A 14,596-nucleotide genomic window follows, 5' to 3' on the forward strand; every position below is an offset into this window, starting at 1 on the left:
ACCGGGCCCCGCGCTGGTTGGAAGCCGCGGGGCCCGGTGGCGACGGTTGAACCGTCAACTGTTACTGAACTTCTCAGACGCTGGCCTGAGGCTGGTAGGCGCGGGTTTGCTCTTCCGCAGCCGTGCCGTCCTTGCTGAGGCTGATCACGCCATACTCCCAGCCCTTGCGGCGGTACACCGCCGAGGGTTCCTGGGTTTCTTTGTCCACGAACAGGAAGAAGTCGTGTCCGACCAGTTCCATCTGGTCCACGGCCTCGTCCACGCTGAGCTCGTCAGCGGGGAAACGCTTGCGGCGGATTTCCACCGGGGTGGGGGTGTCACTCAGCGCGTATTCATCGCTGAAGGCCTCGTCCTCGGCGGCGGAGAGTTCTTCCTCGATGGCCGGGGCCGGGAGTCCCTCACTGGGAAGTACCGGCAGAGAACCGGTGGCTTCGTGCACCGCAATGGGGCGTTGGTGGCCCCCGCGGTGAATTTTGCGACGATCACGGGCCCTGCGCAGCTGTTCGATCAGCTTGGCGTAGGCCTCGTCGAAAGCGGCGAACTTGTCGTCGCTGCGCGCCTCCGCACGCACGACGGGACCGCGGCCAATCACCGTGATCTCCACGCGAATGCCTTGGTGTCCCGATACTCCGTTGTCTTTGGTGACCTTGACCTCGATGGTCTGCACCTTGTCACCGAGCTGCGCAAAACGCTCGCTCTTCTTCTCCGCGTATTCTTTGAATCGCTCCGGCACCGCAACGTTTCGTCCTTGGACGTTCAGTTCCATGAGACCCTCCAAATCTTGAGGATGACGCGGGATAGTGCTGCTCCCACACGGGATACATTTGTTCCGTTCCCGTAACCCAACGTTAGTTCAAACTGTGGGGAAATTCACTGACATGTGACCCGGTCGTGGTGGAATCAGCCCCGGGTGAACACCCGGCCCGCACGGTGGCGAGAACCACGATTCCGGGCACGTGTGCGCCCGCGTCCCGCAGGACGGAAACGGCCTCCGCGGCCGTAGCACCAGAAGTCATGACGTCATCCACCACGACACACATGGCGCCACGAACACCCACCGCGCGCATGCTTCCCTTGATGGCCCGCGCCCGATGGGCTACATCCAGGCTTTTCTGTGAACTCGCCCCGAGTGCCGAGCGGTGACGGTGTTCCAGGCCGGCGTGGACCCGGGTGCCGTGCGGTAGTGAGGTGCGGGACAAAATCTCCTGTACCGGGTCGAACCAGCGTTTCCACCGAGCTCGGGCAGAAGTAGGAACGGGCACCCACAACACGGCCGCGGGGCTCACGGCCAGATCCTCCGCGGCCCGCAGCAGCACCCCGGTCAACACCGTTCCCAACACGGGAGCAAGGTCCGCCCGCCCGCCGTTCTTGAAGGACAGCAGGCACGAAGCCAGCTCGTGTTCATAAGGACCGGCGGCCCACACCCTCGCATTGGAGGCCAGTAGCCCTCGCGGCGCGGGGACTTCTGCGGGGCGCACCGTGGAACGGCGCAACATGATTCGGCACCCTCGGCACAGTGTGGCTCCCGGCGCTTCGCACACTGCGCAGCTCACGGGCAGGAGGACCTCCGACGACGCCGCGGCCCAGTTCCAGAGGGTCGCACCGGCACGGTCCAGCGCGCGGCTGGGAATCTTGGTCATGGCCCCAGCCAACCGACATCGGGGCCGAAGTGCCAGGGCCGGTGACCATTGTGGAGCGCGCTCGCCGCGGACCCGCACACCCGGGCCCTACGACCTACGGGACGCCGGCGCAGCGGACCGGGAGCGGAGCTCAACCCGGCCCAGCGCCGTCGTGGCATGCCACAGACCGGACGAACCCCGTCCAGCGTCGTCGCCGGGCACCAGGATTCGTTGCGAACCCGGCCGAGCGCCGTCGCCGGACAGGTCAGCCCGCGAAAGCCGTGTCCGTCACGCTGTCGCTCTGCTGGGCCCACGAACTACCGGTGAGCATGTAGAGGTTCCCGTCGGCCGCTCCGTAAATCGCGGACGGACCGTTGCCACCGGCCAGGGACGTGACTCCCACGAGGGACGGCAGAGCGTCGTTGGTGCCGGACACGCTGTACTCGTGTGGCTGTGAGTTGTCGTTCTTCCCGAGTGCCGTGGTGATGAACTCGGTGCCACTGATCCACTGCACCGTGTCCACGTCCACGTCCGCCGCCACCAGATTGCCTTGGTTCAGTTCCGTGGGGCGGCCGGAATCGTCCCGCACGATGCCTGCGACCCACACGTTGGAGGTTTCGCCCTGCTCATCCGTGGTGACGATGAGCGCGCGATTACCTTCACGTGAGATCCGGAGCCCCGCAATGCTTTGGTCGTCCAGCCATGACGCAGCCACGGTGATCGAATCGTCATCCGAGTCCGTGCGGGCCGCGTGCACCACCCCGTCCGTACCGGAACCCCACACCCATCCTTGGATGTCGAAGCTCGGCCGAGTGAGGTCCTGGCCCGTCCATCGCTGCACGGGCGACTCCCCCTGCACCGCGGTGTACACGGTGCCGCTGGCGTCGTCGACCCACCCGAAATGCTCCATCGCATGGTCCATTCCTGGCCGCACGATGCGCGCGTTCTGTGGCAGCGGGACGTCCGGGATGAGTTCGGTCTGCCCGCCCTGGTAGAAAGCCAATTCGTTGTGGGACACCCCGATCTGACGGTTGGGCACGGTGACCTCACGCACCGGATCGTCCATGTCACTACCGGAGGTCTCCACGGGCGCACCGTTGACGGTCAGTTCCACGCCGTCCACGCTGGGAACGGATTGCAACGAGGCCTCGAGCTGCTGCTCGATCTGCTTGCCCAACTCCACGTCCGCCGGGTCGAACTGCCCGAGATTCAGGTCCACCGACGCCGTCGTGTCGGACACGGGGACCGCGGACCGTGCGAGGCCGGCACCCGGGGGAATCGCGGAGGTCACCGCGCCGTCCAGGTGGGCTGCCGGGCCGGCAAGGAGTTCACGGACCATGGCCGTGGGAACCGTGGAGCGTTCGGCGAACCACCGGGGATCGGGGACCAGCCGCCCGAACTCGTCGTCGAAGAAGTAGAGCGTGTAGGCCTTGAAGATCTCGGCGAAGTCTCCGAAGGGCACGATCACGCCGTCCGGGGCGTTGGAAATCCGCCACTGCCCGTCCACGGAGGTGAGTGTGAAATCCAGGACTCGAGTGGTGCCCTCGGGCTGTTGTTCCAGCACGCCGTTGGCCGCGCGTTCGGCGCTGACTTCCAGACTGGTTCGGTACTCACCGTCGTTGAGCCGGGGCACCGTACTGGGTTCGCCCGTGTGCACCAGCACACGCGCATCCGGTTTCCAGGTGTTGGCCAGTTGGGGTGTCAGATACTGCCGGGCCACGGCGTAGTCATCCTGCGCGCCGACCCCCGCGGCGAGGAATCCCTCCACGATCTCCTGCGCGCTCGCGCCCACCTGGGGCATGGCCGGTGAGTACTGCGTGGGCTGTTCCTCGGCCTCGGTCGTGGGCTCGACCACCTTGTGCACCGGCCCGGAACGCGGCATTGCACCGCAGCTGGTCAGGGCCAGCCCCGCGGCCAGGGCGCAGGCCACGGCCCATTGCCGACGCCGCCGCGGTCGTTGTTCTCTCACGTCACGTCTCATGATTTCCCCGTTCCTGCCTGATCGGCGGAGACCGCGGTGGATCCGCCGGCGGGTAAGGAACCGTCCGCGCCGTCGAATGTTTCGATGGCGGCCGTGGCCTGTGGGTCGACGGACAACACGGGGTGCGATCCGGTGGCAGCAGCGGACGGGTCCAGTTGGGTGGTGAGAGCCAAGGAACCGGTGTCGGTCACGTGTGCGGTGGAATCGGCCAGCACGGGTGCCGGTGGCATCGGCAACGGATTGGGTAGTTCCGGATCCAACGGCTGGGTACGGATCAGGGGCAGCGTCAAACGGAAGCACGCACCCTCCCCCGGGCGGGCCCAGACATCCAGTTGACCGCGGTGCAACCGGGTGTCTTCCTGGGCAATGGACAGCCCCAGACCGGTGCCACCCACGGTTCGGGCGCGTGCCGGATCCGCCCGCCAGAACCGGTTGAAGACCTTGGCCGTCTGTTCTTCCTCCATGCCGATTCCATAGTCACGCACGGCCACGGCCACCGCGTTCTCGTTGGCGGCCACGTAGATTTCCACGGGTTTGCCGTCACCGTGCTCGAGCGCGTTGGAGACCAGGTTTCGAATGATCCGATCAATGCGCCGCTGATCCATTTGCGCCACGCAGCGGGTCAGCTGGGATCGCACTGTGAGCGTGGAGCCGCACTTGAGCACCAGCGGCCCCGCGGCCTCGACCACGTCGTAGATCACCGAGAAGATGTCAGTGGAGGCGATGTCCAGTCGCGCCGCGCCGGCGTCGAACCGGGAGATTTCCAAGAGGTCGGAGAGCATCGAGTCGAAGCGGTCCACCTGGTGGTGCAGCAGCTCGGCGGAACGGCGGTTCACGGGATCGAATTCCTCACGGGCGTTGTACAACACCTCCGCCGCCATCTTCACGGTGGTCAACGGGGTGCGCAGCTCGTGGGACACGTCCGAGACGAAGGTCTGCTGCATGGTGGACAACTGCTCGAGCTGGGTGATCTGTTCCTGCAAGTTGTCCGCCATGCGGTTGAAGGACCGGCTCAATCTGGCCACCTCGTTGGAGCCGCGCACTTCCATGCGCACGTCCAGATCGCCCTCGGAGAGCTGCTCCGAGACCTTCGCGGTGCTGGACACCGGGCGCACCACTTCCCGGGTCACGTACCAGACGATGGTTCCCACCAGCAGCAGCAACGCCAGCATGGACAGCAGCAATACGGCGTGGATGGAGTTCAGGGTGACCTGGGGCGCCGCGAAGTCGTAAACGAAGAACAGCCCGTAGCGAGCGTTCTGGTTCAGCTGAACCACGTCACCGATCACGATGACGGGCTGTTCGGCGCCGCCCTCTTCCATGCGCACCGAGGCCGGCTGCCAATACGTGCCGTCCCCGTCCGCCACGCGCTGTTGCAATTGCTGCGGAACGGATGCGGAGGTCATCCAGGGACTCTGGGTCTGCACACCCACGAAGGACTGCCCGGCTCCGCGGTCAAAAGGAATCAGGATCCAGTGCCGCCCGGCCTCCTCCGAATCCATGCTCATGGCGCCCATGGTGGAGTCGATCAGTGCTTGCACCTCGGTGCGGTCCGAAGCGTCAGAGGCGTCGAAACTGGCCTGCACATCGGAAATGTCCGTGCGGGCCTCCGCCAACACCTGGTTGAGTCGGTCGGAGAACAACCGATCCGCGATCTGGTGTGACATGAAACTGCCCGTGGCGAAAAACGCGAGCAAAGTCAGGGTCAGGGCCACCAGGATGGCGCGGAACTGCAGGGACTGGTGCCACCGCCGGGACAGGATGCGACGTCCCAGGCGAAGCCGTCGGAACAACCTGGGATTGAATCGCGTGGAGCGTTGCTCCCGGCTATCGGCCGTCATCGATGTGAATGGCCCCCGGCCTTGTAGCCGATGCCGCGTACCGTCAGCACGAGTTCAGGGTTCTCGGGGTCGCGCTCGACCTTGGAACGCAACCGCTGCACGTGCACGTTGACCAAGCGGTTGTCGGCGGCGTGCGGGTAACCCCACACATCGCGCAACAGCTCGTCACGGCTGAACACCTGGTTGGGTGACTTGGCCAGAGTGGTCAACAGGTCGAATTCCAGCGGCGTCAAGGAGATCTGTTCGCCCTCGCGCGTGACGGAGTGACCGGTCACGTCGATGACGATGTCACCCAGCGTGATCTCCTGGGTGGCGCCGCGTTCGATGGGACGCAGCCGCGCCTTGACGCGGGCCACCAACTCGGCGGGCTTGAAGGGCTTGGGGACGTAATCATCCGCGCCGGCCTCCAGGCCCCGGACGACATCCGCGGTGTCCGATTTGGCGGTGAGCATCACAATGGGAATGTCCGAGCTCTGCCGGATGGTCTGGCACACCTGGATGCCGTCCATACCGGGGAGCATGAGGTCCAGCAGGACCAGGTCCGGGTCGGTGGACCGGAACGTTTCTTCGGCTGCGGAGCCGTCGTAACAGAAGACGGGCTCAAAACCCTCCGAGGACAACACAATGCCGATCATCTCGGCCAAAGCGGCATCGTCGTCGACTACCAAAATACGTGCCTTCATGTGCTGCGTGTGCCCTCAACTTTCTACCGTGGCCGAGCTGGGTGGCCGCTGACCGTCTCTGCGGAGCAGTCTACGGCCTAGAAGCCTCTCAGCCGTTGTTGCAGGTCTCCGTCAGCGCGCCCGCCACGTCCGTGCACCGGCGCAGCGCACCCGGCAGCTCCGGCGGAGTCAGTCGTTCCAGCTCCGCGACGGGCAATACGCGCGACCCCAGCAGCGCATCCGGGGCCATCCCCAGGTCACGCCACGGTCGCGCAATGACGTCCACGATGTCCCGGATTGCGGCTCGCCCGGTCACGGGCACCACGGGGAACCACAGCTTCTGTCCCGTTTCCACGAGTGCCGCCAAGGGCTCCCACTCGTGAACCGAACTCGACGGCGGGACGACCACGGCGGCGTCGGCGCCGATGTCACGCGCCCACCGTGGCTCGGCGCGGCCCGTGTTGATCGCGACCTCGACCGCGCCCGCGTCACGGCACGCCGCGACGGCGTCGGTGAGTGCGTTGCGGACCTCTTGCCGACCGATCGCGCGCAAGGTGCGGTAGCCGCTCGCGGTGGGGATCGTGCCGTCCAGCACTCGCTGCAGCTCGCTTTCATCCAGGTGGACGACGACGCCGCGGCCTTCCGTATTGCGCGCCATGTCGCCGATGAATTCGGCCACTCCCGAACACCATGACTGGAGCAGCTCGCGCCGTGCACCGTGGTCGGACTGCAACTTCTCCCCGTTGTGCGCGTGCACTCCTGCGGCCAGGGTGATCGGACCCACGATCGAGGTGAGCACTGGACCACGGTCGACGTTGGATTCGTGACCGATCACGTCCGCCATGATGTTGAGGTCGCTGTGCAGGACATGGCGAGCGGCTCGTGAGTCCTTGCCCGGGACCGAGGTGATGCGCCAGCCGTGCGGCTGCCGATCCGCGTACAGGGAGTCCAACATGGCGGAAGTGCGGGCCAACGGCTCGGCCTGCGGTCCGCGATCACCCAGGACGGGCAGTACTGAAAGGTGAGGTGCACCGAGTTCTCCGCGGATCACGGTGAACGTTTCCACCATGTCGGTCCCGCGCAAGGGCTGGGTGAACGTGGCGGTCAGGGCCGTTGCCGCGGGACTCGTCACCGTGGCGGACGTGGTGTCGCGGGCGCTCACGAGGCGTCGGTGCGCTGGTGGTCTTCGGAGATCGCCTCGTGATGGCGGATGACCTCGCTGATGATGAAGTTGAGGAACTTCTCCGCGAACTCCGGATCCAGGTGGGCGGCCTCGGCCAGGGCGCGTAGTCGTTGGATCTGGGCCTTCTCGCGCTCCGGGTCCGCGGGCGGGAAATCATTTTTGGCCTTCAGCACGCCCACGCGCTGGGTTGCCTTGAACCGCTCGGCCAACAAGTGCACCAGGGCGGCGTCGATGTTGTCGATGGTGCCACGCATGCTCCGCAACTCGGTCAAGGCATTCTGCGACGCCTGACCGCTCAGACTCGAAGCGGTGGGGTCCACGATGGCGTGGTCGGTCACGGGCGGGGTGGAATGCTCGGAGGCGCTGGTCATGCTGCCACTTTAGTGGGCACCGGCCACCGCGGTCTGGCGATCCGCGTATGCGGCGTCGATGGTGGCCTGACCGAGCACGCGGGTGCCCTGATAGACGACCATGGTCTGGCCGGGGGCCACACCGCGCTGGGCCTCGCACAGTCGAACATTGAGTCGTTCCTCGCCGTCAGGACGAGTCAGCCACGCGACGGCATCCGCGGGATCGCCGTGGGCTCGCACCTGGACCTGCACGTCGAATCGCTCACTTGTTTCGTCATCATCGGTCATGTTCTGCACCTCGACCGGCGGCAGGCCGGCCCACGAGGGGCGGATGCCTTCCATGACGTCGATCGACAGCAACGCCTCGGGCCCGACAACCACCTCGTTGGTCTTGGGTCGGATCTCGAGCACGAAGCGGGGCTTACCGTCCGGGGCGGGAGTGCCGATTCGCAGACCCTTGCGCTGTCCCACGGTGTAGGCCTGCGCGCCGCGGTGTTCACCGAGTTCATCGCCCTCGGAATCCACGATGCGACCGGGATTAAGTTCCATGTGGTCCTCGAGCCAACCGCGAGTGTCACCGTCCGGGATGAAGCAGATGTCATGGGAGTCGGGCTTATTGGCGACCGACAGGCCGCGAGCCTCGGCCTCCGCACGCACTTCGGCCTTGGACGGTGTCTCGGCGAGCGGGAAGATCGCGTGATCCAGCTGTTCGGCGGTCAGAACGCCCAACACGTAGGACTGATCCTTGGCCCAGTCGGCCGCGCGGTGCAGTTCCTTGTGGCCGTTCTCGTCCTGCACGACCTTGGCATAGTGCCCGGTGCACACGGCGTCGAATCCGAGAGCGAGTGCCTTCTCGAGGAGGGCCGCGAACTTGATCTTCTCGTTGCAACGCATGCAGGGATTCGGTGTGCGCCCGGCGGCGTACTCGGAGATGAAATCCTCCACGACATCCTCTTGGAAGCGCTCGGAGAAATCCCACACGTAGTACGGAATGCCGAGTTTCTCCGCGGCGCGCCAGGCATCACGGGAGTCCTCGATCGTGCAGCAACCGCGAGCGCCGGTGCGCAGGGTGCCCGGGGTCCGTGATAGCGCGAGGTGCACGCCGGTGACCTGGTGCCCCGCTTCCACGGCGCGTGCTGCGGCCACGGCGGAGTCCACTCCACCACTCATCGCTGCCAAAACCCGCACGGAACTGCCTCCAGAAATCTGTTCGAAAAATTAGGTGTGGAAATCGTTTAATTAACGGTCAACGGTGGGCATCTATTCCCCGTGACCGTCAGCGGATCCGCTCTCGCGGTTGTCACCGTTCCGCCTCAACCGCGGTTCGGATCAGGCGGTCAGCGCGCGCCCGTGGTGGGTACATGGCCGGACAGCCCAGCCGCCCTGGCGCGCGTGTAGACCTCGGCCACCGCGGCAATCACGGTGTCCACGTCTTGCTCGGTGGTGCCATGGCCCAGGGAGAATCGCTGCGCGCCGCGGGCGGTCTGCTCGTCCACTCCCATGGCGAGCAGCACATGCGAGGGTCGGGGAACTCCGGCGTTGCAGGCGGATCCCGTGGATGTGGACACCCCTGCGGCGTCGAAGAGGAATAGGATGGAATCGCCTTCGCAGCCGGGGAACGTGAAGTGGGCGTTGCCCGGCAAGCGGGTGGGGTGCTCGGCCTCGCGCTCGGGTGAGGCGGGAGCGGCACCGCGCAGCACGGCGTCGGGAACTTCTTGGCGGATCCCCGCCACGAGACGGTCACGCAGGCCGGCAAGACGGGTGATCTCGGCGGACTGATGGGCGAGCACCGAGTCGACTGCGGCACCGAACGCGGCGGCGCCGGCGGCGTTGACGGTGCCCGACCGTACGTCGCGTTCCTGTCCCCCGCCGTAGCTGGAGGGTTCGAGCTTCACGGTGCGCGGCGCGTAGAGCGCACCCACGCCCACCGGGCCGCCGAGTTTGTGCGCAGACACCGCCAGTGTGCTGATCCCGGTCAGGTGCGCGTCCACGGGAATGGAGCCGAAGGCCTGAACCGCGTCCACGTGCAGGGGAACACCGAAGGTCGCACAGATCTCACCGATCTCCGCGATCGGCTGGACGGTGCCCACTTCGTTGTTGGCCCACATGACCGTCACCAGGGCGACGTGATCGGCCACGCGCTGCAGAGTTTCGCGCAAGGACTCCGGGGCAACACGCCCGGTTTCGTCCACGGGAAGCCATTCGAGCTGGGCGCCCTCGTGTTTCTCGAGCCACTGCGCCGTCTCCGTGACCGCGTGATGCTCCACCGGGCTCAGCACCACCACGGTGCGCGCGGGATCGGCCGCACGGCGAGCGCGGTACAGACCCAGGATGCCCATGTTGTCCGCTTCGGTCCCGCCCGAGGTCAGAATGATCTCGACGGGCTCCGCGCCCATGCCCAGGGCCACCTGTTCACGCCCGATCTCCAACGCCATGCGAGCGGAGCGGCCGCCCGAGTGCAGGGACGCCGGATTGCCACCGCGACGCACCTGCTTGGTGAAAGCCTCCAGGGCTTCGGGCAGCATGTCGGTGGTGGCGGCGTGATCCATGTAGACGTGTTCGGACATGCGCGTCATTCTAGATCCGTTACGCCATCCTGGCTGTGACGGTCACCTCCAAAGGCCACGGAGCCCGGCGTGACCACCATCCCATGTGCCGCCGTTGGCGCCTTTAGAATCGCCCCTATGCTGCACATCCTCTTTCACACGCCGGAAATCCCGGGCAACACCGGTAACGCCATTCGCCTGGCCGCCTGCACCGGAGCCCGGTTGCACCTGGTCGAACCGCTGGGATTCAACTTCAGTGACGCACACCTTCGCCGAGCGGGGTTGGACTACCACGACCTCGCGGTCATGGACGTCCACCCTTCCATCGAGGACGCGTGGGAGAAGCTCGGCACGGCGCGGGTATTCGCGTTCACATCCCATTCGGACGTGCGGCACACGGATGTCAGCTACCGGGACGGGGACGTCCTGCTCTTCGGTCGCGAATCCACGGGGCTCCCGGACGAGGTGCTGCACGACTCGCACGTGACCGAGCGCGTGCGCATCCCGATGCTCCCCGGGAGGCGGTCACTCAACCTGGCCAACTCTGCCTCGATCGCGATGTACGAGGCCTGGCGGCAGTTGGGTTTTCCCGACGGCGTGTGATCAGCGCTGCTCGGCGGCGTCGGACACCGTGACGGTGACCTTTTCTTCGTTGCCGTTTCGGATGTAGGTCATCTCGGCTTCGGAGCCGGCGGCCAATTCGCGCACCGTGGCGGTCAACGCGTCGGCGTCTTCGATGCGCTTGCCGTTGAATTCGGTGACCACGTCATCGGCGCGCAACCCGGCGTCGTCGGCGGGCGAACCGGACTCGACACTGCGCACGAGCGCCCCGTTGGAGAACTGGCCCGAGGCGCCGCTGGAAGATCCCGAATTCGCGGAAACCGACGCGCCCAGGTACCCGTGGGTTGCCTCGCCGTTGTCGATGATTTCCTGGGCCACTCGTTTGGCCGTGTTGGACGGAATGGAGAAACCCACGCCAATGCTGCCCGCCGCGGTGTTCGAGGACCCGGCGGCGGATGCAATGGCCACGTTGATGCCAATGACTTTGCCGTCCGAATCGATCAACGGTCCGCCCGAGTTACCCGGGTTGATGGCGGCGTCGGTCTGGATCACGTTCAAGTACACCGAGGACTGGGCCTGCTGCGAGCCGGACTGGCCGTTGTCCGGGAAGTTGAAGAAGAAGTCCTGCGGGCCGCCCGGGCTCTCCTGGGATTCGCTCGGGGTATCGGGAGCCGCAGATGAGGCCACCGAAATGGTGCGGTTGAGAGTCGAGACGATGCCGTCCGTGACGGTTCCGGACAAGCCCAGCGGCGCGCCAATGGCAATGGCCGTGTCGCCCACATTGAGCTGACTCGAATCCGCGAACTCGGCCGGTGTGAGACCCTGCGGATCCACCTTGAGCACGGCCAGATCGGATTGCGGGTCCGTGCCGACGATTTCCGCAGAACGCACCGAACCGTCCGAGGTCTGCACCTGAATGGTCGCGTTCGAGGCCGTGCCGTCCAGGGTGACCACGTGGGTGTTGGTCACAATGTGGCCCTGATCGTCGATCACCACGCCGGAACCGCTGCCCTGCTCATTGTTCCCGGTCGCGGAAATGGTCACCACGGACGGAGAAGCCTTCTGGGTGGCTGCGGTGGTCGAGTTGACGGACTCGGTGTCGTTGACGATCACCGGTGAGGTGTTGCCGGTGCTGCTGACGCCCGAGCCGTTGTCGTTGAGGGCGTCCGTCCCCACGGCCGCTCCGGCGCCCACGAGACCGGCCAGCAGCATGCCTGCGATCATGGCCCCGCCGGAGAACTTCTTGCGCGCGGGAGCCTGGGCGCTAGCCGCGCCGTGCCCTCCGTAGGGCTCATACTGCTGGGCACCGTACTGATCCTGGCCACCCTGGTGGCCTTCGGATCCGTAATGGCCCTGGGGCGAGTCGCCCGTGCGCGGCAGCGGCTCCGTGTACTGGTTCTCCCAGGCACCGTCGCGCTGGCTCTGGTAGCCATTGGGGGTCCGCTCCGCTCCCCCGGTGTACTCCCCGTACTGGGGTACGGAACGCTGAGGGTCGCTACCTGGGCGCGGCTCGTGCGGGTCGTTCATGTGTGCTCCTCACAACGTGTGCCGGTGGACGTCCGGCATTTTCTGAGCCCCAGTATGGTGCCCGGCACTGAGTCGTGGCTGAATGAACTGGGTTCTCTGTGAACACTGCCTGAATGTCATCCCTATGGTCTCTGATCACGTGACGCTCCCAGGGCTGACGCGTAGGCTTTCAGCGAAGAGACCGCGCGCCTGTCCCGGCAGGCTGTGTTCTCGCCCCGGTAGTTGCTCAACGAAATGAGGATCATGAGCCGTCACAGCTCACTTCGTCGAACCATTGCGACCGCCGGTGCGTGCATCGCGTTGGGGGTCACGGCCCAGCCCGCGTTCGCCGAGCCACCGGCCCCGGTAGACCCCGGGACCCGCATCGTGGATTCGGCCAACGTGCTCAACAACGAATCGCAGCTGCAGAATGGCGTCAACGAGGTCGCCAACGAGCACAACATCACGTTGTACGTGGTCATGGTGGACCGCTTCACCGAGCCCTCCGACCCATCCGGTTGGGTCCGGGATTTCGCGGAGGAGAACGGTTTCGGCACCAACGACGCGGTTCTGGCCGTGGCCACCGACTCACGACAGGCCCGCCTCTACGCAGACAGCCGCGGCCCCCTGAGTCAGTCCCAGGTGCAGGACATCTACAACAACAACGTGGTCCCCGCCCTGCGCAGTAGTGACTGGGAGGCTGCCGCGATGGGCGCCGTTGACGGCATCAACAGCAAACTCGGCGGAATCAGTGTCGACGGCGCGGGCGGAGTGGTCGGCAGCGTCGTCGTTCTGGGTGGCATTGCCGCGGCCGGCGTGGGCGTGGCAGCGCTGATGAGCAAGCGACGTCGTGGACGGAACCAACCCCGCCAGGGCAACGCTCCCGGTGGGCCGCGCAATGCGCCCCCGCAGCGGCCACTGGTCCCGCTGCCCGAACTGCGCAAACGAGCCGGCGCGAGCTTGGTCGAGGCGGACAACGCGATCCAGCATTCCGAGCAGGAACTGCAGTTCGCGCAGTTGCAGTACGGCAACGACCAGACCAAGCCGTTCGAGGCTGCCCTGGCGCAAGCCAAGGAGCACATGCGTGCCTCCTTCGAGCTGCAGCAGAAACTTGAGGATCACATCCCTGACACCGAGGCCGATCAGCGTGCGTGGCTCGGCGAGATCATCGACCGCACGCAGAAGGCCCGCGCTCCCCTGGTTGAGCAAGAGCGGAATTTCGCCAATCTGCGCCAGCTCGAAACCCGCGCTCCGGAGGCGCTGCAGGCGGTGGAAACCGAGCTGCGCAACACCCAACCTCGCCTCGCCGAGGCCGAGAAGCTTCTCGTGTCGCTGGCCGCCCACTACGACGACGCCGCTCTCGCCCCCGTGCGTGACAACGGCGAACAGGCGCGTGATCGCCTCGAATTCGCTGAAACGGCAATCCAGGAAGCGCACACCGCGCTCAACGCCAACAACCGTTCCGAGGCCGTTCTCGACATCCGCGCCGCCGAAGAAGCGGTCGGTCAGGCACAGGGTCTCGTGACGTCCGTGGAACACGCTCAGCGGGACCTCAACCGCGCCGAGGAAACACTGAAGGACGCGGTCAGCATTGCCCAGCGTGACGTGGCCGAGGCCGAGGGCCTCGTGGAACAGGGCTCCCGTCCCGAACTGGCCGGTGCCGCCGCGGGTGTGCGATCCGTGTTGCGCACCATCACCCAGAACATGGCCTCCGGCCGCTACGACCCCTTGGGATCCACTCGCCGTTTGGCCGAGGCGAAGGACGAGCTCGACAAGGGGCTTGCCGCAGTGCGCACCCAGAACGACCGCGCCCGCTCCGCCCGGGAAACTCTCGCGCACACGCTGGTGAGCGCTCAAGCGAGCCTCTCCACTGCCGGTGAATACATCTGGGCGCGCCGCGGCGGTGTGGGGTCGCAAGCCCGTACCCAGCTTTCGGAAGCCGAGCGACACCTGGACCTGGCCCAGCAGCTGCAGAACTCGGACCCGGTGCGCGCGCTCAATGAGGCGAACCAGGCGATCCGCCTGGCGGACGGGGCACAGCGCGCGGCCCAAAGCGACGTCGACCAATTCGATTACCCCGCCGGCTACGGCGGATACGGCGGCATGGGACGGCGCAGCAACGGAATGGGCGGTGCCATGTTGGGCGGCATCCTGCTGGGCGGGATGCTCGGCGGGGGCGGCTTCGGCGGCGGTGGTTTTGGCGGCGGCAGCATGGGCGGCGGCTTCGGGGGTGGCTTCGGCGGCGGTGGCGGAGGCGGCTTCGACATCGGCGGCAATTTCTAGCCCCGCGTGTTAGCTGTCCGAGAATTCCGCCCGGTAACTGTTCCGCAGACCACCCGCTGTCCTG

12 protein-coding genes are annotated in these 14,596 nt (G+C 66.2%); 2 read left to right on the forward strand and 10 right to left on the reverse strand.

The features are described 5' to 3' along the window. Nucleotides 1-73 precede the first annotated feature (73 nt). The 9 genes from hpf to CKW39_RS06970 all read right to left on the reverse strand — a co-directional run bounded on the left by hpf (nt 74) and on the right by CKW39_RS06970 (nt 10,203). On the reverse strand, nt 74-766 hold the full coding sequence (hpf, locus tag CKW39_RS06930; protein ID WP_095797411.1) for a ribosome hibernation-promoting factor, HPF/YfiA family: 693 nt from the start codon (nt 764-766) through the stop codon (nt 74-76). An 82-nt stretch (nt 767-848) separates the two neighbouring features. After that, entirely contained in the window at nt 849-1,640 is a 792-nt protein-coding gene (locus CKW39_RS06935) for a ComF family protein (RefSeq protein ID WP_095797412.1), read from the reverse strand. Nucleotides 1,641-1,884: 244 nt separating this feature from the next. Then, entirely contained in the window at nt 1,885-3,588 is a 1,704-nt protein-coding gene (locus CKW39_RS06940) for an LpqB family beta-propeller domain-containing protein (RefSeq protein WP_238663046.1), read from the reverse strand. 8 nt (nt 3,589-3,596) lie between these two features. Then, complete coding sequence (mtrB, locus tag CKW39_RS06945; protein WP_095797413.1) at nt 3,597-5,441, reverse strand: MtrAB system histidine kinase MtrB; 1,845 nt, start codon at nt 5,439-5,441, stop codon at nt 3,597-3,599. Further along, entirely contained in the window at nt 5,438-6,124 is a 687-nt protein-coding gene (gene mtrA, locus CKW39_RS06950; RefSeq protein ID WP_095797414.1) for an MtrAB system response regulator MtrA, read from the reverse strand. The genes mtrB and mtrA overlap by 4 nt, the downstream gene beginning before the upstream one ends. Before the next feature lie 88 nt (nt 6,125-6,212). Next, nucleotides 6,213-7,265 carry a hypothetical protein gene (locus CKW39_RS06955; RefSeq protein ID WP_254049318.1) on the reverse strand — a complete coding sequence of 351 codons (1,053 nt, stop codon included), beginning with the start codon at nt 7,263-7,265 and terminating at the stop codon, nt 6,213-6,215. Then, a complete protein-coding gene (locus CKW39_RS06960) occupies nt 7,262-7,657 on the reverse strand; it encodes a chorismate mutase (RefSeq protein ID WP_095797415.1) in 396 nt (131 codons plus the stop codon). Before CKW39_RS06960 ends, CKW39_RS06955 begins: the two co-directional genes overlap by 4 nt. A gap of 9 nt (nt 7,658-7,666) precedes the next feature. Continuing rightward, complete coding sequence (gene mnmA / locus CKW39_RS06965) at nt 7,667-8,824, reverse strand: tRNA 2-thiouridine(34) synthase MnmA (RefSeq protein WP_095797416.1); 1,158 nt, start codon at nt 8,822-8,824, stop codon at nt 7,667-7,669. A gap of 149 nt (nt 8,825-8,973) precedes the next feature. Beyond that, nucleotides 8,974-10,203 (reverse strand): cysteine desulfurase family protein, encoded by a 1,230-nt coding sequence (locus CKW39_RS06970; protein WP_095797567.1) that lies wholly within the window; start codon nt 10,201-10,203, stop codon nt 8,974-8,976. 117 nt (nt 10,204-10,320) lie between these two features. Here CKW39_RS06970 and CKW39_RS06975 point away from each other — a divergent pair, with 117 nt between their 5' ends. Further along, nucleotides 10,321-10,785 carry a tRNA (cytidine(34)-2'-O)-methyltransferase gene (locus CKW39_RS06975; protein ID WP_095797417.1) on the forward strand — a complete coding sequence of 155 codons (465 nt, stop codon included), beginning with the start codon at nt 10,321-10,323 and terminating at the stop codon, nt 10,783-10,785. Here the strand turns inward: CKW39_RS06975 and CKW39_RS06980 are convergent, their stop codons facing one another. Further along, nucleotides 10,786-12,270 carry a S1C family serine protease gene (locus tag CKW39_RS06980; protein WP_095797418.1) on the reverse strand — a complete coding sequence of 495 codons (1,485 nt, stop codon included), beginning with the start codon at nt 12,268-12,270 and terminating at the stop codon, nt 10,786-10,788. It lies immediately after the preceding gene. Between the two features lie 243 nt (nt 12,271-12,513). Between CKW39_RS06980 and CKW39_RS06985 the strand changes: the two genes are divergently transcribed. Continuing rightward, nucleotides 12,514-14,532: a TPM domain-containing protein gene (locus CKW39_RS06985; protein ID WP_095797419.1), complete on the forward strand. Its 2,019-nt coding sequence runs from the start codon at nt 12,514-12,516 to the stop codon at nt 14,530-14,532. Nucleotides 14,533-14,596 lie beyond the last annotated feature (64 nt).

Origin of the sequence: Kocuria sp. WRN011, from assembly GCF_002295155.1 — a bacterium.
Lineage (GTDB): Bacteria > Actinomycetota > Actinomycetes > Actinomycetales > Micrococcaceae > Kocuria > Kocuria carniphila.